The following is an 18,912-nucleotide window of genomic DNA, read 5'->3' as shown; positions in this document are numbered from 1 at the left end:
TTTTATCTCTGTTTGCGTTCATTTCTTTATTTCACGAAATGCAAATTTCTGCCACGGTCGTAAGTAAGACAATAAAACTCGATCATCTTCTACTACTTTTCCAACAACATTGGATTTTCCGGAGTTTTCCATTGGTAGTATAGCCACTTGCAGTTCTCCTGCGTAATGTCCATATAAAGAGGTCTCTATAATGATGTCTCCCATTTCCATATCAATCGTGTTAAACGGAGCAAACTCATGTCCTTTATATTTAACTCGACTTTGCGTTGAGCGGATAACGTAATCAGAAATATCCCCACGATTAAAGTGAAACTCATCCAAAATAATTTTTCTTTCTACTTCTGGTGTTTCTGGGTCAATCATACAATCAAATGTTAAACGATACGGATCGATTTCACTCAACGCTTTTAACTCTTCTTCTGAAGCAAACGCATTGGAAATGATCACATCGTCGATCACATTCGTTGCCCACAGATGTTTCGCTTGCGTCGTGATCGGCCATGTTCTGTGCATCTCTAACGTGCACAAACCTTCTTCCACTGGCCAGGGGCCAATTGTTGCTGTGGGAGAATTAATCAGTGCTGCTGTTCCAATTCCATGTTCTTTATAGACTTCTGATGTTGCAAAAAAATGCTCATAATTTAATCCCGTATAACGGTGAGGATAAAAATTATGACAGCCAAATAATCTATCTGTATTTGCTTGATAACTTAAGATATTTTCTAGATAACGTGTGCCAGAACTAATATTCAACACAATATCCAACTCCTGCTCATTAAACGTCATAATCGCTTCTTCGTTACCTGTAAACCCCATATCTAAACGAATTCCATCTACACCGATTTCTTTGAAGAAAGTCAAATCATTATAGCTGATCCCTAATTCTCCAAAAACTCGAGGATTAACATCCGCAATCACTTCCATTCCTAACCCTTTTCCATAAAAAATCGTCTCTCTAAATTCGTTTAAAATCTGCTCTTTTCCTTCATCTACAGATAATAAGCAAGTGAAAATACGTTTAAAATTATATTTCGCCGCTAAGTCCATATAAGCTTTGATCTCTGCAACACTGCTATGGTTTGGATAAACTGAAATACCTAATTTTCTCATTGATTTTGCTCCATTCTACTTTGCTCCGCTAGTAAACGGCTACTTTCAAAAAAAACAACGGCTAACAAACCACTGATGGCATAAATTGTCTGTTTGATTATTTCTGGCATAGTTGGAAACAAGAGACTTGGGATCAACGCAATCAAAAAAACGGAACAGCCGATCAACCAGCGATTAGGTAACAAATTTTTCTTTTTTAAATAATGCGTTATTATCAAACCGACAATCATAAATAAAACACTCACAATCATAAACACTATCTTAGTCATTTTTGGTCTCCTAACTCCTTACTTCAAAAGAAATAATGGAACGAAAATTCATCAAAAAGATATTTCCGTTCCATTCATTATTTAATCCCTCTATTTTATTTTGCGCTGGCGTGCTCTTTCTCTAATTCATTATTATCGTAAATCATGACAAATGGATAATAAATCACGACTGAGATTACAATCAAAACAATATTCAAAACAGCAGCTCGCCAGTCTCCACCTGTAGCTAAATATGCACCGATTGGTCCAGGTAATGTCCAAGGCGCTGTAAATATCACACGATTCACCAAGCCAAATTGTGTCGCAAACCAAGCAATCGTTGCTGTAACCATCGGTGTCAAAATAAACGGAATAATCAAGATTGGGTTCAACACGATTGGTGTACCAAAAATCAATGGTTCATTGATATTGAAAATAGCTGGTGCTAAAGTCGCTTTTCCTAATTTTGAAGCAAATTGAGATTTTGTTTTAAAAGCTAATAAAAGAGCTAAGCCAATTGTACAACCTGAACCGCCAATCCAGATAAACCATTGATAAAATGGCTCCGCTGCAATATTCGGCAACTCTTTTCCAGCTGCCATCGCCGCAGTGTTTCCATCTAACAATTGTAGCCACAATGGTCGTGCCAATGAACCTACGATTGATACACCATGAATTCCGAAAGACCAGAAGAAGGTAATCATAAAAATCAACAACAACACACTTGGCAAACTATCTGCAGCACTTACTAAAGGGCTTACAATTTTAGAAATCGTTGAATGCCAATCAAAACCAATAAAGTAAGTAAGTGTTGATATTCCTAAAATAACGATCAATGTTGGTGTCAACGTTTCAAAAGATCTCGCCACAGCAGGAGGTACTTGTTCTGGCATCGTAATTTTAAATCTTGATTTATCTGTGATACGATAAATTTCAACAGCCAAAATAGACGTAACGATCCCTACAAACATCCCGCCACCACCTAAATTAGCCATAGGCAATACAAACCCAACAGTTCCTGCTGCATCCAACGCTTCTGCTGGAATATTAACTGGAACAAATGTTAAAAGAAAGGCGATTGTTGCTAATATCCCACCTGAAATAACATCTAAATTATATGTTTTAGATAAACTTGCACCAATACCGAAGGTTGCGTAAAGGGTCATGATGTACATCGTCATCCGATATGGCAACAAAATCGTCGCTGCATTTGACGTTAAAAATTGAGTAATTCCCCATTCTGCCGGAAGTGGCGGAAAGGCAATGATCAAGAAAAAAGAACCAATAATAATTAACGGTAAGGTAGCGATAATACCATCTCTAATCGCACGCAAATGTCGTTGATTTGCCAACTTTGCCATCGGTCCCGCTAAATGTTCTTCAATAAACTCCGTAAACTTTTTCAATAGTTTCATCTCCTATTTTACATTCAGTTTTTATAAAAGCCCTTACAAATAAATGCAATCAAACACACACTTGAATAAAACATAATTCCACAAAGCAGTTTTTTACACGAGCATCTAGCTAAATAATAATCATTGAATGAGGCTGATAACAGATTACACTCCCTCTCTTTGTTGATTTTCCATGTTTATCGTTTTCCTTGTGCCCAAAACTTCATCGATAACTTGCTACTTCACTCATCGACAACCCCATCATACATTTAAAGAACTTTTTTTTCAATATTTTTACATAAAAAACGAAATAAAATTTCAATAATTATGATTATAAATCAAAAAACGACAATTTATTATAACAAAAAGAACGTAATAAATTGTAAAGAATTTTTTCCCTTGAAATTAAATTCCCCTCCGCAAATAAAAACTTTTTTTGAATAACTATCAGTCAAAAAAAACTTTTTTATGGCTATTTTTGGCCGTGCATTTTAATAAATTTTCTATTTATTAAAATTAAAAATAAAAATAAATCAACCAAAACACAAAACAGCTTACATATATATTTTTTCACTAATTTTATCCTTCCAAAAATTCAATAAATATTATCAATTAACCAGAAAATAAATTTTTTTGACCACTTTTGATTAAAAAATGAGAAAAAACTCATCTATACTAATATTTAATTCAAAAGAAAGAAGGTTCATAAAAATGAAAAAGAACAAATGCTATATTTCTATGGGGACATCTTTACTAGCATTGGCAGCAGCTGGTTTGTTGTATACAACAGATACTTATGCTGAACCTGCAAGTAATGGAACTACCACAAAATCAGAGCAAAGAATTGGAGAGCAACGTATTGGTGTACAATCTGAACTTATTCAATCAGAAGATACGACTATTTATCGAAAAAACCAATTAGACAATAGTTTTGGTGCCAGTAATAACCAATCAAGTGGAGTTTATAAAAGAAGTAGTGACATCATTACCATTTATGTTGATGAAAACACTGATCAAACAACGATGCCAACATACACGATTTCACCAATCTCTTTAAACAAATACCAAGAGGGTAATCCTCAAAAGTTCGCCTTGAAAAAAGGAAAAAATACTATCAACAACACGAACGAAGGAATTATCCATCTACAAAACATTACCAATGCTACAGCTCAAAAAAAAGTGATGGTAACAGTTGATGGAGGCGTGAAACTTCCACGTTTCGTTCTGGGGAAAACGACTGAAGCGGATTGGCAAGACCAAGTACGTCAGAATCCTAATGCACCTGGTTATGAATTAATGGGAACACATACCCTAATAACTGGTTCTAAAGCTACATTGAGTCAAGTAAAAAACCCTCAACGTATCGTAGAAACTTATGATAAAGTAGTTAAACTTCACGATGAATCTTCTGGTCTAGATAACAGCTCTTCTTTACATAGAAGGAGTCGAGGTTTAATCCAACATATGCGTGAAACGCAACAATCTGGTTACTTCATGTATGCGTGGCTCAGTCACACTGCATATTCAAAAGATTCTGGTATGTCGAAACTTTTATCTGCAAGCTCAGATACGCTTTGGGGACCTATGCATGAATTTGGACACACATATCAAATGAACCGAATGACATGGAATAACCAAACAGAAGTGACTGTAAATATTTACAGCATGAGAAGTGAAAAACAATTAGGTGGCAGAAGTCGGTTAGAGCGTGAAAGAGTATACGATAAAATCTTTACGTATTTCAAACAATCAAACAAAAACTACGATAATAACAAAGATCTTTTCGTAAAATTAGGAATGTTCTGGCAACTGGAACTAGCTTTTGGAGATGATTTCTACCCTCAACTTCATAAATTATACAGAGAAGAAGCAAAAAGCTTAAGTAGCGACTCTGCAAAACAGCAATATTTTATCACATCCACTTCAAAAATCGCTAATAAAAACTTAGTACCTTATTTTGAAATGTGGGGGTTACCAATCACTGCAGAAACAAAACAAGCAGTTCAAAAATATCCCAAATTAACACATAAGATTTGGGAATACCGTGATGAGATGAAAAAACCAATCAGCCCAATTGACCCAGCACAACCAGAAAAGCCAACTGCACCTACAAATCTTTCTGCCCTTGATGTTAAACATAACCTAATAAAATTCAATTGGACACAAAATCAAGGAAACTCGTCAATTAAAGAATACATTGTCTATAGAGATGGTAAAGAAATTGCAAGAACAGCTTCAACAGAATTTGTAGATAAAACGGTTCAAGCAAATACCACCTATAACTATACAGTTGCAACAGTTAATACAACGGGTGTAACATCTGAAAAGAGTGCCAACTTGCAAGTGAAAACACCACAAGCACCGATCGTTGAAACACCAGCTCCAACAAAACCAGTGAATATTATTTCTAGCAACATCACAGAAAATTCGCTTGACTTGACTTGGGCTGCCTCAAACAGTTCAGTAGGTGTTTCTGGATACAATGTCTACCGGAATGGTGTAAAAATCAGTACAGTAAAAACCCCTTCATTTAAAGATACTGGTTTACAAGCTAATACTGCATATACCTATCAAATCTCAGCTTTTGATATCAAAAATAAAGAATCAATCAAAAGCGATAGTATCACATTGAAAACAAAAGAAACTGAAACGCAACTTTCTACTTGGGAAAGTAATAAAGTGTACACTGCCGGAAATAAAGTATTCTACAACGGAATGGAATATGAAGCAAAATGGTGGACACAAGGTAATCGTCCAGATCAATCAGATGCCTGGAAATCGCTTTCTACTAAAACAATGGAATGGGAATCTAAAAAAGCTTATAATGGTGGCGACACTGTGACATTCAAAGGAAATACATTTAAAGCAAAATGGTGGACGCAAGGTAATCAACCTGGCACCTCACCTGTTTGGGAAAAAATTTAATTACATTTTTAACCCCCAAGCAGCTCATTTCAATGGCTGCTTGGGGGTTATTATATATATATCATTAGATTGCTTGATATAAGCTTATTTCTTTTGTTTTTTCAATTTATAAGCATATTCGCTAGCTTTAAACAACAAGCCATTAACAGGCAAATCAAATTCACCAATAAATTCATTGACAGTTGGATTGAAATTAGATTTAAACTTGATCAAACCATCACTCAAACTTCCTTCTAATCCGCCCATATTACAAGACGCACAGCCTCGTTCAAAACATTCCGTGATCGCATCAAACCAAGTCATATATGCAGGCATATAGCGTTTATAGCGGTCATCTAGTCCTGCATATAGAATTTCGCTGGTTGAGCCAAATGTAATCGCTAACGCACCGGCAACAACAGCAATATCACCAGAATGTGCGATATTTTCTTCAAGTTCTGTCATCTCACGTGTAAGAGAAAAATCAAGTTCCTCCAAATTATGACGTTTTTTCACTTGATTCTCCTTTAAGTTCGCCAGATCTTCTTTATTTTTATCAAAACGTTTTTTTGTTTCTTCAAAACGTTCTTTCAAATTCACTTGAGCCAACATAATGAAAGAACTTTCAGGATAAATCGTTAATAGTTTTTTAAAATAATCACTATTTCGAAGTGAGATGTTTTGACGTTCAGTTGTCAATTCGATGACTTTAGCAAAATCATCCACTAACTCAATATGCCCCATTTTAACAGTGACACCTTTTTTGTGCGCTTGTTTCATCATTTTCTTGGTACTTTTTGATAGCAGCTCTTCACTAAAATCTTCTTTATAAATATTTGCTTGAAAACGTGGTTGGATTGTTGCATCCATCGCCATTGTCAATCCTTGATGTTTCGCTCCGCTTTTAACAATGTTATCGATGATCATTTGGGCCTGCGGGTCAATCGTTTGTTCTTCACCTAAATGAAAATCTTTATAATGAACAGTTGGGTCCATTTTTACAAACAGTGCTCTTTTTTTCTTACCAAACTGCTTTAACTCTTTTAAAAAAAAGGCAACAAGTTCTGAATTTGTGTAATCCATAATCGGGCCACGCGGTGTGTAAAGCATTGTAAATTTCATTGGCAATGGTCTGATCAATACCAAACTGGAAGCGACTAAAGTTCCATTTTCGTATACACCAACGATTTCTGATCCCCAGTTATCCTTTACTTTAGCCCATGCAGATGATTGTAATAAGTTGCATAACGGGTGGCTTTCAACAAATTTATCGTGTTCTTTGGCTTCAACGCCAATTTTAAATTCAAACATTATAAAAAAACTCCTCTACATTTTCGCTTCTGTATTACCATATCATAATTTATTCTACAGGAACAGTAAAGTTTTTCATGAAATTGGTTAGAAAATTTTAAGAGGCTACATCAAAACTATTATTAGTCTTGATCCAACCTCTTAAAATATAAATACTTATCATTTCTCTTTAATGATCAAAGTCGTTTTTCAAAATGAACGGTCTTATTGATCCAATACATCACAGGTGCCGCAACTGCCATTGTTGCAAATTCACTCAGCGCTAACGTTGCATAATTCCCCCAAAAGGCTGCTCCTCCAGCGGGTGCTAACATATAAGCAATAATACACATCGTAGCAGTGAAAAACAATGTGTTTAGCGCCAAACGAGTGATGACATTGGGTATTCTTTTTTGTAGTAATGCAGTCAATCCTAATGAGATCAGCGATTGTAGTCCCCCATATAATGCATCCATGGCTCCAAAGCCAAAGAAAAAATTATAGACAACGACTCCGCCTAAAACGCCCCACATCAATTTTCGATTGAACACAACTAAATGATTCAAGCTTTCAGAAATTCTAAATTGGATCGGTCCTGACGAAACGGGCGCCACCAAAATTGTTAAGCCGAGATATAACGCCATCACAATACCATTCATAGTAATTGCTTTTACCTTACTGTTTGACGTGACAGTATTTTGCATAGTTTCCCCTTCTTTCTCCGAGTTTTTTTACAAGGGATGGTTGATGAACCTTGTCGAGGAAAAATTTCCTCAAAAAATGATACGTAGGCATTATATCTCATAATCGATCGTTTCACAATGATTAGTTACAATATCTTTTTCAGCATTCTTTTCTTATTTATATTTTTCAAGCATCCATTATTCTTAATTTTTCACATGTCTGTTATAATAAGTCTTTGTACAAGGAGGAAACAAATGAAAAAACATTTTTATCTCGTCATCAATGAAAATGCCGGTAGCGGAACTGGACGTAAAGCTGCTGAAAAAATCATCAAACAATTACAAACGGCCAACATTGATTTCACGACTTTTTATACAGATCACGCAGGACATGAAATAGACATTGTTCAACGCTTAGCACAAGAAACGCTGATTCCTTGGAATACTGAGTTGGACATTGAATCTTTTCCACTTTTAGTCGTTCTTGGCGGGGATGGTACTTTGCATAGCGTAATCAATGCTTTAGAAACCTTTGATCCTAACATCCCGCTCGGGTATATCCCATGCGGTTCCGGTAATGATTTTGCCCGCGGTGTTGGAATTGCTAAACAAGCTGAGAAAGCTTTTTTCCAACTACTTAAAGCCGAAGCACCACAAGAAATACAAATAATCACGTATGCCGAATCGATTCAAGCTGAAGTAGGTTTGGCTGTCAATAATATTGGTATTGGTCTAGATGCAGCTATCGTCAATGCGGCTAATACGTCTGCATCTAAAAGTGCACTAAACAAGTTTAATATGGGGTCTTTATCTTATATTTTTTCTATTTTAAAGGTATTATTCTCACAAAAAGGCTTTCCCATTCTTGTTGAACTAAATGGAAAAAAACTTGAATTCGACCGTGCGTTTCTATGCACTGTAACAAAGCATCCTTATTTTGGTGGCGGGGTACCCATCGCTCCTGTTGCTGATCCACGCAAGCCTGTTCTCGATTTTGTCTTAGTGGAAAGGATCAATATGTTTAAAATTTTTTGGCTAATTCTATTGTTGATTCAAAAAAAGCATATGAACTCAAAATACTTTCATCATTTTCAATCTAGTAAACTCCGGATTATTTCAACCGTTCCTCAATATGTCCATGCTGATGGTGAAATTTTAGGAAAGAGAAGTACTGATATTTGCTTTGGAACAGTAACTAGATTGTTTTGGTTTTAGCGATATCAAATAAACAGTTGAAAAAATCATTTATTCAAATTTTAAGAGGGTAGGCTATAACTCTTCCAGTTATAGCCTACCCTCTTATTTTTTATTTTAACGATTCAAACGCTTGCTCCAAATCAGCAATCAAATCCTCACTGGCTTCAATACCTGTAGAAACTCGCAATAAATCTGGTGTTAAGCCATAAGATTCCCGCAAATCTTCCGGGATATCTGCATGAGTTTGTGTTGTCGGATAGGTAATCAAACTCTCTACACCACCTAAACTTTCCGCAAATGTAAAAATCGATAAATTCCGTAAGAATTCTTTGATCGTTTTTTGATCTTTTATTTTAAAACTCAACATTCCGCCACGTCCCGGATACATCACTTCTTTGACATAAGGACTAGTTTTTAAATACTTCGCAACTGCCTGAGCATTTTTTTCATGTCTTTCCATACGCAATGATAACGTCTTCATCCCTCTGATCAACAGCCAGCTATCAAATGGAGACAAAACAGCTCCAGTCGTATTCAAACTGTAAGCTAATTGTTCACCAACTTCTTTTGAACGCGCAATCACAGCTCCTGCCAATAAATCATTATGTCCACCAAGATATTTAGTGGCACTATGGATCACAACATCTGCTCCTAAATCCAATGGTCGCTGAATCAGTGGTGTATAAAAAGTATTATCAACAATCAGCTGAGCTTGATTATTTTTAGCAAAAACAGCGATCTTTTCAATCGAAACTTCGCTCATTAACGGATTCGTTGGTGTTTCAACAAATACTGCTGTTGTTTTATCCGTGATCGCTTTTTCAAATCCTACTTCGTCTTCTACATAAATAAATTGATATATTCCTTGCTTTTCTAACTCTTTGAAATAGCGATAACTACCCCCATACAAATCTCTAGAAGCAACGATTTGACTGCCTACAGGAAATTGGCTGAATACCAATTGCACCGCACTCATTCCTGAACTAGTAGCCAAACCCACTGCCCCATTCTCTAAAACTGCTAACGCTGATTCAACAACTTCCCTTGTTGGATTTTTGGTTCTCGTATAATCATAGCCCGTCGACTCACCAAGTGTTGGATGCTCATACGTCGTTGAAAAATAAATAGGCGTATTGATAGATCCTGTAACAGGATTTTGATGATTCCCGATTTGCGCCAAAAATGTGTCCATCTGAACCTTTCCCGATTGTGATTTCTTTTCCATAAACTTCCCTCTTTTCTCACAAAATAAACTACCTTCATTTGTAGTTGGCACGTTTCCGTGTTGCATTTCATTATATACGTCAAACAGAGCTTAAAGCAAGAAATAGTTCGATAAAGTAAAAAACCGGAACAGCGTTTTAGCGCGCGTACCGGTTTACTGTATTTTTACTTCATAAAATCGTAAGGTGTAGTCTGATTCATTCCAATCATCGGATCGATTGTTTGCCCTTGGACCAAATCAAGTGTCAATAATCGGTCGATTTCGACTTCAACTTGCTTCTCAACTTCTTGAACCGAATCGTTAAATAACGATATTTCTTCTACTTTAGGTTTGAGAATCGCAGTTTCTGATGTTTCTTCTACAATTGAGGGCTGTTCTTCCTTAACTGTTTCATAGACAATCTGTTTTTTATTCTCTGTATCAGTAAATGGTGACTCCTTATTCAATCCCTCTTCATAAGCTTCAAGTTGTATTCTTGTTGTTAGGGCCATATCATCTGCACTTGTGATTCGTTCTTTCAACATTGTTAATCGACTAGCTGACTCATGAGCAACACAAGTATTAAACGCTTGTACTTCCCCCAATAAAATCAGTATCTCTTTACTTCTGGTTACAGCTGTATATAGCAAGTTCCTTTGCAACATCCGATGATATTGATGAACCATAGGCAATATTACCATCTTAAATTCACTACCTTGGGCTTTATGGATCGAGCAACAATATGAAAGTGTGATTTTATTCCATTCATTTCGCTTATAACTGACTTCATTATTATCAAACTGAATCACTAATTCATCAACTTTATCTTCAGAATCTTTCGCCAAAATAATTCCGACGATTTCGCCCATATCACCATTGAACACATTGAGTTCTGGTGTATTAACTAAATGCAATACTTTATCGCCTATCCGATAAACAGATTCATTCCATTTTACTTCTTTTTTTGTCCCATCATTCGGATTAAAAATTTCTTGCATCATTTTGTTCAACGCATCAATTCCAGCTGCCCCTCGATACATCGGTGCCAGAAGTTGGATATCTTGGGGTGAAAATCCCTTAGCTTTTGCCTTAGTCACGATTTGCCGGACATAAGTTTCGATATGATACACATCACTTGGGAAAAATGAACGATCTTTTTGGTTGACAGTGAAATCGTTTGGAAGTTTTCCTTGTTTGATTTCATGTGCTAATGGAATAATACTTGAGCCATCACCTTGTCGATAGATTTCTGTCAGTTCTTTTTTCGGGATCTCATTGATTTGTAGGAGATCATGTAATACTTGACCAGGTCCAACTGAAGGTAGTTGATCTTTATCTCCGACGAAAATAACTTGCATATTAGTCGGGATCGCTTTAAATAAAGTATTTGCTAACCATGTATCAACCATCGACATTTCATCGACAATCAATAATCCACCCTCTAGCTCTTTCGCTGTCATACTGGGATTTTTTTCACGTCCAGTCAAACCTAATAAGCGGTGAATAGTACTTGCCGGTAAACCGGTTGTTTCATTCATACGCTTAGCCGCACGTCCAGTTGGCGCTGCTAGTAATATAGGAAACATTTCTTGCGTATAGTCTTTGACGTCTAATGAAAGACCATTTAACTCTGCAAAAAGTGAAACAATTCCATTGATCACAGTGGTTTTCCCTGTTCCTGGACCACCAGTTAAAATAAATAGAGGTGCTTTTATTGCTTCTTCGATTGCAGTTTGTTGGGATTCACCATAAAGAATTCCTAAACGCTTTTCAATTCCGCGTATATTTTTTTCTATGTCTTCCTTATCGTACTTGATTTCTTTTTTACGGGAAAGTAAACGTTGGATAGAAGTTCCGATTCCCCATTCCGAAAAATACAAACTATTTTCGAAAAGCTTCGTACCTTCTTGCTGGATTTTCCCCTCTTCTACCAAATGAATGATCTGCTCTGCTACTTGATCTAATGAAATCTCAACCGGACGACTAGCCTCCAGTGTATTGATTGTTTCTCTAAGTAACATTTCCGCTTCAACATATGTATTACCAGAACGAACTGAATGTTGAAAAATTTCATGGGTGATAGCTGCCCGTACTCTCTTATCCGAATCAGCACCAATTCCTAGCTGTTCTGCAATATTATCTGCTCGTTTGAAACCAATTCCTTCGATATCTTCTACTAATTGATAAGGATTTTCGTGAATAATATCTAATGTCTCTTCTTTATATGTTTGATAAATCGCAAACGAAAGTTGACTACCAAACCCGTAACGATTTAGCCCAACGATTACTTGTTCCATTCCATGATTTAGGCGTATCGTTTCAATAATTGTTTGACGTTTCTTTTCATTTAACTGTGGGACTTCCTCTAAAACATCCGGAGTTGCAATAATTCGATCAATGGCGTCTTCTCCCAAGATTTCTACGATTTTTTCAGCTGTTCGTTTTCCAATCCCTGGAAATTTCTCACTAGACAGATAATTTACAACGCCATTAGCAGATGTTGGGCGCTCTTGTTGATAACTATCTACTTGGAATTGCTTGCCATAACGAGGATGATCAACGAAATGGCCAAAAAAGCGATAAATTTCTTCTTCTTGAATTTGACCGAAACTACCAGTAGTTACGATTTCTTTTTCTAAATAATCTGTATTCGTATCTGTGATTTTCACCAACAAAACCTTGTAAAAATTGCTGGGATTTTGAAAAAAGATTGCTTGAACCTGCCCAACCACATACTCTTTTTCTTCTTCACCAAACAGTGTAGCCATCGCTTTCACCTCGCTTTATCCAAATTGTTTTCTATAGTAAAAAAGAATCATCATTCCATAATCTCAATGTATATCCCTGTTCACCTTTAGATTCTGTTGTTTCCAAGATTGATAAACTATTGTTTTTAAGTCCGCCCATACTACGCAACTCAGCTAATTCTTTACCTGAAAGTGACTGGATTGCCGCAGTCAAAGATGCTCCATGACCGACGAATAGATAAGGTCCATCTCCTGCATCAACAGCATTTTCTACAACAGATGAAATACGTGAAATTGCTTGTTCAATGGGTTCCCCTTGAAACACGTCCGGATTGTACTGATCTAATCGATAGCGCATATGATCCATTTCTTCACTATAAATTTTCCTCATTTCATTAATAGACTGACCTTCTAACTTCCCTAGCCCCAGTTCTTTTAACTCATCAGTAAAAATGATTTCTACTGGCTGTTCTAATTCTTGATTGATGCCTTCCGCTGTTTTTTTCGCACGAGGGGAAGTACTCGAAAAGATTTTTTTAAAGGGCACGTCTTTAACCGTTTGTCCTAGTAACTTTATTTCTTCATAACTCGTTGGAAGTAACGGGGAGTCTCCACCCATTCCTTGAAACCTAAGCTCTTGATTCCATTCCGTTTTGCCATGGCGAGTAAAATATAATTTCATGTCCTTGCTCCCTTGATTCTTATTTATTAGTTCTCAAATTCTTGATTTCCACTTATTTATCTTATCTAGTGTATCATTTTCATTGGCAAAATTCCATTGAACTATGAGGTTTATACGAAATCAAACAACCTGATTGTGTTTCAAAAAAAGAATAGGTTATAATGAAACAGGATAGAAAAGACATACAACTGCGTAAAACTAAACACGTCCATTTCGCTTTACATCAAGGAGGAGTAATTTTGTTTTTCAAAGAAATTCATCATATTGCTATCAATTGTTCTGACTATCATAAAACAAAAGAATTTTATGTAGAAAAACTTGGTTTTACCATTATCAGAGAAAACCGAAGAGAAGAGAAAAACGATGTCAAACTTGATTTGAGATTAGGCAATTACGAACTAGAAATTTTTATTTCTCCCAATGCACCGAAGCGTCCATCTTATCCTGAAGCTCTAGGACTCCGTCATTTAGCGTTTAAGGTTGAGAGTATCGAGGAAGTTATCACTTTTTTACAGTCAAAAGAAATTGAATGTGAGCCCGTTCGAAAAGACACATTCACTGGTGAAAAAATGACTTTTTTCTTTGATCCTGACGGCTTGCCTTTGGAATTGCATGAGTAGCTAGATAATCTTGATCCATTACAACTAAAAAAAACTGTTACCTTAATCGATTCACGGTAGCAGTTTTTTTTAGTTTCAATCCAATTTATCATTTTCATAATGGTGCTTCAGTTCTAATGATGGAAAATTCTGTTGGCGCAAGGCTTCATAGACTACCAACGCAACAGTATTTGATAAATTTAGTGAGCGAACATGCTCGTCATTCATTGGAATCCGCAGACATTTTTCTTCATTGTTTCGCATAAACTCTTCAGGCAATCCCGTAGTTTCCTTACCAAACATAAAATAATGGTCTTGATTATCTGTATAATCTATTTCACTATACGTTTGATTAGCAAATTTAGTGATCAAATGCAACGGTTGTTCCCCTAGATACATTAAAAAGGCAGTCAGGTCTTTATGGTACATGATATTAACATCATTCCAATAGTCTAACCCCGCTCGTTTTAAGTGTTTATCATCGGTTTGGAAACCTAACGGCTCGATGAGATGTAAGGGAGAGTTTGTTGCGGCACATGTCCGAGCAATATTACCTGTATTTGCTGGAATTTGAGGTTCAAATAATACAATATGATTCGTCATGATTACAGTTTCCTTTCATTTAAATGACACATAATTTATTTTTTATTCATAAAAATCGACATAAAAAAAACGTATCGCCTCGGTGTCAATCACTGCGAGTCGCTACGTTAGTGAAGCTCTTTTCACTAACTTTTATCAGAACAGGAACCTGATAAAAACCAATGAAAAAACAACTTGTATGTAATATAACACCATTACAGTAGCTTTGCAATACCTTTTAGTAAATTAACTGAATGTAAGCGCTATTTTACTTTTCCTTTTAACACGCGAACGTCAATTGTGATTTCTGATAATGGATTTCTTTGGATTTCTTCTTTTACTTGCTCTTGAACCCCCCATTCTAAAGGGGACATTTCCAATAGATCTAATCGATTCTGCTCAGGTATAGCAAAAACAAAGGTTACTCGCTCATCAGCTAGAATATCCAGTTCTTTAGAGAACTTTGTTAATACCTTTTCATTTGAATAGGTTTGTTTGACTTCATCATCTGGATAAAATGCAACTCTTAGCTCTTTTAAATAGTTTTCTTCTGGAATCACCTTGATCACGGTACCATTTTTTTTCAAAACACGTTGAAATTCTTGGTAATGAGAAGGAGAAAAAATATTTAAAATTGTATCCATCGATTGGTCAGCGAATGGTAGATTTGTCAAATCAGCTACACACCAAAAAGCATCGATCATCTGATCACTGGCCAAATAAATACCCTCTTTTGAAATATCGAATCCAACTTTTGAACCTGTCAGTCCTAAACTAGAAAGCTCGGATAAAAAACTCCCCTCACCACAACCAACATCTAGTGTATTTCCAGTTAAATTCATCATATCAGCAATCTTCTCTAATACAGGCTGATACATACCACTTTTAATCATCTTACCTCTGTGAGCTAACATCTTTTTATTGTATTCTGTTTGAACGCTATGGGAAAGAAAATGAATGGTTCCTTTTTTGGATAAATCAAATTGATGGTTATCTACACAAACCAAGCTGTTACCTTTTAAATCAAAAGCTTTTTTACACACTGGACACTGAAATTGGTCTTGATATATTTCTAAAAATTTGCGCGCTGAATCAATTTTTTTCAACATAACGTTACTTCCTATTCACTATAAATTCTGAGCCGAACAGTTAAACTGTCGTTATTTATCTTACAACGAGAAGAAGACTTTGGCAACAGCTAGAATTATGGTACAATGCCTGTGAAGAAAAAACAAGGAGTGGAGCGAATGATCAAAGAATTTTGCGCTGAAAATTTCACGGATATCCCAACTGCCATAAGAAATGGTGCTGGACGTATTGAATTATGCGATAACCTATCCGTTGGCGGCACAACACCAAGTACAGGTGTTATTGAAGAAGTTGTTTCATATGCGGGAGAAAAATCAATTCCTGTTATGACGATTATCAGACCTCGAGGTGGCGATTTTGTTTATAATGATATTGAACTTAAAATCATGCATACTGACTTGATCGAAGCAAAAAAAATTGGTACTGATGGTGTTGTTTTAGGTTGTTTGACACGTGATGGCTGGCTAGATGAAGAAGCTTTAGAATTGCTGATTGACACAGCTGAGGGACTACAAATTACTTTCCATATGGCTTTTGATGTCTTAACTAAAGAGAATCAATTTAAAGCGATTGACTGGTTAGCAGCACATGACGTACACCGTATTTTAACACATGGAGGTCCTGCTGGAACCTTAATTGAAGACAACTTTGACCATCTAAAAAAATTGATCGATTATGCTGATAACCGAATTATCATTTTGCCTGGCGGTGGTATTTCTGATAATAATGTTGAAGCAGTAGTAAGTACTTTAAAGGTCAGCGAAGTTCACGGAACAAAAATCGTAGGTTAATTACTAAACATAGGAAATAATCAAACTTGAAGTGTTTCAGTTTGGTTATTTCCTTTTTAAAAATCATAAAAAAAAGTACCCCGTCTGGTGACTGGAGTAACTCTTTTTCATCAAATAAAATACTGCATAAATAGACTAGCGATATTAAAATAAATCAGTACACTTGTTAAATCACTTAAGGTAGTAATAAATGGCCCACTAGCAACGGCCGGATCAAAGCCTAATTTATCCATCAACATCGGTATTAAACTCCCTGCCAAGTTTGCTACTGTAATTGCACAAAGCATCGCCATTCCAATCACAAATCCTAGAGGGAAATTATGTTGCCAAATCCCAACAACAATAAAAATCGCTACCCCAGTTACCGCACCTGTTACAAGCCCCGTTAAGACTTCACTAATGATCAAACGTCCAAAATTGTTATCTTTTTCATCTGATACAGCCAATCTTCTAACTGCTACGGCTAAGGACTGTGTACCTGCATTACCAGCAGTCCCAGTGATCAATGAAATGAATACTGCCAAAATACTTGCTTCACTAACTAACTCTTCATAATGGCTGATTAACGTTGCTGTAGACATTCCTAAAAATAATAATGTAATCAGCCAAGGCAATCGTTTTGATGCCGCCTTGAATGGATTTTCACTAACTTCTTCGACATTGACCCCCGCCAAACCCGAATAATCACTAGCTGCTTCATCATCAATGACATCAATGATATCATCAACTGTTACGATCCCCAAAAGATGATCGTCATAGTCTGTAACTGGTAATGCAAGGAAATCATAATCTCTTATTGTTTGGGCAACATCTTCTTGATCATCGCCAACATGAACAGAGATTACCCGTTCACTCAATACATCCGCAATCATTGTATCATCATCATTTACAATCAGATCACGCAATGAAATTACGCCAACTAAGTGGTTTTCTTGATCTACAACATAAACATAATAAATCGTTTCGGCCACATCTGCTTGATTTTTTAACACATACATTGCTGAACGAACTGTTTGATTAGCAACAATCGAGACGAATTCTGTCGTCATGATTGATCCCGCTGTATCATCTTCATAATGTAACAGTTCCTTAATTTCGCCAGCATCTTCAGTGCTCATCAAACTCAAATATTTTGCCTTTTGACTTTTGTCCAACTTATTCAGCAAATCGACTGCGTTATCCGTATACATCTCTGATAGCATCTCAGCTGCATAGCTTGGGCGCATCTCAGCAATATAATCTTTCATGTTTTCATTGTCTTCTTCAATAACATCAAACATATCCGCTAATTCTTTAGGAGACAGATAACTATATATTTGTTTTCTATCTACTTCATCGATTGATTGGTAAAATTGCCCTTGCTCATAAATATGAAGCGTCAAAAACAACTCGCGAAATTCAGCCATTTGCTGCTCTTTCAGTTTTTCTAACAACAAAGAGAAATGCTCTTCCATTTCTTGCCCTTCATTCACCTTAACCTCCCCTTTCAATTTATAGTTGATCTACGATTTTTTTCATATCTTCTGCTAAAGGAGAAGTTAAATCTAATCTTTTTTTTGTAAATGGATGAATAAAACTCAACTGACAGCAATGTAATGCTTGCCGATCTATACCACCATTCATTTTACCGCCATACATGTTGTCTCCCAACAAAGGACACCCAATCGCTTCAAAATGAACTCTGATTTGGTGTGTTCGCCCTGTATGTAGTTGAATGCTTACTAACGCTTCATCGTTCTTGCGTTTTTCCAGCCAATACTCCGTTTCTGCATGCTGCCCTTTATCTACGATAGTCCGTTTTAATAAAGAAGAAAAATCTCGACCGATCGGCAGTTGAATAAGGGCATGTTCTTTTAGATCAGAAACATTGCCGCCAACCAGGGCTTGATAAATTTTAGTCACTTCTTTTTTACGTAATTCTTGATCCAACATCGCATGAGCAAAACCATGTTTAGCAAACAACATCAGACCTGTAGTATCCCTATCTAATCTTGTCACTACATGGATCACCTGATTTTGATACTTCTGCATTTTATAATAAGCCTTCACCCGATTAGCCATAGTGCCATTAGGATGATATTGAGCAGGGATCGACGCAACACCTGCTGGTTTATTAACGACCAAATAGTGATCATCTTCAAACACGATATCGATCGGTACATCATCAACGAGCAATGTCTCATGTTCTTTCTCATCTGGAATCGTGATTTTCACCTGATCCCCAAAAGATAACTTGAACAATACATTTTCAACGGATTGATTGACCTCAATTTTACCACCTTGAAATTTGATTTTTGCTAGAAGTCCTTTAGAAACCCCTTGATCTTTTAAAAAAAACTTTACTTGCTGCGGTTCTTTTTTTTCTACTGTCCAATTAAATTCCATTACTTTA

Annotated in this window: 16 protein-coding genes; 4 read left to right on the top strand and 12 right to left on the bottom strand. The window is 36.2% G+C overall.

Annotation, left to right across the window (positions count from 1 at the left end; genetic code table 11):
• Window positions 1-18: 18 nt before the first annotated feature.
• From AC4BB5_RS05695 to AC4BB5_RS05685, 3 genes are all read right to left on the bottom strand, one after another.
• Window positions 19-1,110: a DUF871 domain-containing protein gene (locus tag AC4BB5_RS05695; RefSeq protein ID WP_490458406.1), complete on the bottom strand. Its 1,092-nt coding sequence runs from the start codon at window positions 1,108-1,110 to the stop codon at window positions 19-21.
• Entirely contained in the window at window positions 1,107-1,379 is a 273-nt protein-coding gene (locus AC4BB5_RS05690) for a hypothetical protein (RefSeq protein WP_490458405.1), read from the bottom strand. The genes AC4BB5_RS05695 and AC4BB5_RS05690 overlap by 4 nt, the downstream gene beginning before the upstream one ends.
• A gap of 95 nt (window positions 1,380-1,474) precedes the next feature.
• Window positions 1,475-2,773 carry a PTS sugar transporter subunit IIC gene (locus AC4BB5_RS05685; RefSeq protein ID WP_490458404.1) on the bottom strand — a complete coding sequence of 433 codons (1,299 nt, stop codon included), beginning with the start codon at window positions 2,771-2,773 and terminating at the stop codon, window positions 1,475-1,477.
• A gap of 690 nt (window positions 2,774-3,463) precedes the next feature.
• Between AC4BB5_RS05685 and AC4BB5_RS05680 the strand changes: the two genes are divergently transcribed.
• Complete coding sequence (locus AC4BB5_RS05680; RefSeq protein ID WP_490458403.1) at window positions 3,464-5,677, top strand: M60 family metallopeptidase; 2,214 nt, start codon at window positions 3,464-3,466, stop codon at window positions 5,675-5,677.
• Between the two features lie 84 nt (window positions 5,678-5,761).
• Here AC4BB5_RS05680 and AC4BB5_RS05675 read toward each other — a convergent pair whose 3' ends face one another.
• Entirely contained in the window at window positions 5,762-6,967 is a 1,206-nt protein-coding gene (locus AC4BB5_RS05675) for an aminoacyltransferase (RefSeq protein WP_490458402.1), read from the bottom strand.
• A 176-nt stretch (window positions 6,968-7,143) separates the two neighbouring features.
• Window positions 7,144-7,650, bottom strand: a complete 507-nt coding sequence (locus tag AC4BB5_RS05670; RefSeq protein ID WP_490458401.1) for a QueT transporter family protein — start codon at window positions 7,648-7,650, stop codon at window positions 7,144-7,146.
• 234 nt (window positions 7,651-7,884) lie between these two features.
• Between AC4BB5_RS05670 and AC4BB5_RS05665 the strand changes: the two genes are divergently transcribed.
• Entirely contained in the window at window positions 7,885-8,844 is a 960-nt protein-coding gene (locus AC4BB5_RS05665) for a diacylglycerol/lipid kinase family protein (RefSeq protein ID WP_490458400.1), read from the top strand.
• A gap of 91 nt (window positions 8,845-8,935) precedes the next feature.
• Here AC4BB5_RS05665 and AC4BB5_RS05660 read toward each other — a convergent pair whose 3' ends face one another.
• From AC4BB5_RS05660 to AC4BB5_RS05650, 3 genes are all read right to left on the bottom strand, one after another.
• Window positions 8,936-10,051 (bottom strand): PLP-dependent transferase, encoded by a 1,116-nt coding sequence (locus AC4BB5_RS05660; RefSeq protein WP_490458399.1) that lies wholly within the window; start codon window positions 10,049-10,051, stop codon window positions 8,936-8,938.
• Between the two features lie 164 nt (window positions 10,052-10,215).
• A complete protein-coding gene (gene recD2, locus AC4BB5_RS05655; protein ID WP_490458398.1) occupies window positions 10,216-12,798 on the bottom strand; it encodes an SF1B family DNA helicase RecD2 in 2,583 nt (860 codons plus the stop codon).
• A gap of 31 nt (window positions 12,799-12,829) precedes the next feature.
• Window positions 12,830-13,459: a histidine phosphatase family protein gene (locus AC4BB5_RS05650; RefSeq protein ID WP_490458397.1), complete on the bottom strand. Its 630-nt coding sequence runs from the start codon at window positions 13,457-13,459 to the stop codon at window positions 12,830-12,832.
• A 239-nt stretch (window positions 13,460-13,698) separates the two neighbouring features.
• On the opposite strand from AC4BB5_RS05650, the gene gloA2 reads away from it, so the two are divergent.
• Window positions 13,699-14,079 (top strand): SMU1112c/YaeR family gloxylase I-like metalloprotein, encoded by a 381-nt coding sequence (gene gloA2, locus AC4BB5_RS05645; protein WP_490458396.1) that lies wholly within the window; start codon window positions 13,699-13,701, stop codon window positions 14,077-14,079.
• A 75-nt stretch (window positions 14,080-14,154) separates the two neighbouring features.
• On the opposite strand, the gene trmL is transcribed toward gloA2, so the two are convergent.
• The gene (trmL, locus tag AC4BB5_RS05640; protein ID WP_490458395.1) at window positions 14,155-14,661 is read right to left on the bottom strand and encodes a tRNA (uridine(34)/cytosine(34)/5-carboxymethylaminomethyluridine(34)-2'-O)-methyltransferase TrmL; all 507 of its coding nucleotides are present in this window, start codon (window positions 14,659-14,661) and stop codon (window positions 14,155-14,157) included.
• Window positions 14,662-14,903: 242 nt separating this feature from the next.
• On the bottom strand, window positions 14,904-15,749 hold the full coding sequence (locus AC4BB5_RS05635) for a methyltransferase domain-containing protein (RefSeq protein ID WP_490458394.1): 846 nt from the start codon (window positions 15,747-15,749) through the stop codon (window positions 14,904-14,906).
• Between the two features lie 138 nt (window positions 15,750-15,887).
• Between AC4BB5_RS05635 and AC4BB5_RS05630 the strand changes: the two genes are divergently transcribed.
• A complete protein-coding gene (locus AC4BB5_RS05630; protein WP_490458393.1) occupies window positions 15,888-16,520 on the top strand; it encodes a copper homeostasis protein CutC in 633 nt (210 codons plus the stop codon).
• Window positions 16,521-16,630: 110 nt separating this feature from the next.
• Here AC4BB5_RS05630 and mgtE read toward each other — a convergent pair whose 3' ends face one another.
• Together mgtE and AC4BB5_RS05620 are read right to left on the bottom strand one after the other, a co-directional pair.
• Entirely contained in the window at window positions 16,631-17,992 is a 1,362-nt protein-coding gene (gene mgtE, locus AC4BB5_RS05625) for a magnesium transporter (protein WP_490458392.1), read from the bottom strand.
• Between the two features lie 19 nt (window positions 17,993-18,011).
• Window positions 18,012-18,905: an RluA family pseudouridine synthase gene (locus AC4BB5_RS05620; protein ID WP_490458391.1), complete on the bottom strand. Its 894-nt coding sequence runs from the start codon at window positions 18,903-18,905 to the stop codon at window positions 18,012-18,014.
• Window positions 18,906-18,912 lie beyond the last annotated feature (7 nt).

The organism is Enterococcus sp. AMC1252 (assembly GCF_058216515.1).
The sequence above is the reverse complement of the archived record's forward strand: the minus strand, read 5'-3'. Positions and strand labels throughout refer to the sequence as shown.